Raw genomic sequence first — 453 nt, forward strand, 5'->3', positions numbered from 1 at the left:
ATGGGGAACAGAAAAAGATATACGACCATATGCTGATCCTGAATTTGAAAATAATATTATTCTCACAGAAACAGAGAGTCTTACTATGTCAAGCAGACCAAAGAATCCGAAATACGCCAGGAATAAAAACATTCTGGTAATTGGCGGTTCCGGTTCTGGAAAAACCAGATTTTTTGTAAAGCCTAACATTATGCAGATGCATAGCTCTTATGTGATTACTGATCCGAAGGGAACTGTGCTTCTGGAAGTTGGCAGTATGCTGGCAAAAGGCAGTCCGATGACGGATGAGAATGGAAAAATCGTGCGGGACAAAGAGGGAAAAGTTATATACGAACCGTATAAAATCAAAGTTTTGAATACAATTAACTTCAAAAAATCCATGCACTATAATCCATTTGTATATATCCGCAGTGAAAAAGATATTCTAAAACTGGTAACAACCATTATTGCTAA

General features: G+C 36.9%; 1 protein-coding gene. It reads left to right on the forward strand.

All coding sequences use genetic code 11. The features are described from left to right. Positions 1-453 (forward strand): type IV secretory system conjugative DNA transfer family protein (locus tag LI112_RS17915; protein ID WP_227191212.1); only part of this gene is annotated, 453 nt, incomplete at both ends.

It is taken from the genome of Blautia sp. 210820-DFI.6.14 (assembly GCF_020558815.1).
In the GTDB taxonomy this organism is placed as follows: Bacteria; Bacillota; Clostridia; order Lachnospirales; family Lachnospiraceae; genus Blautia_A; species Blautia_A obeum.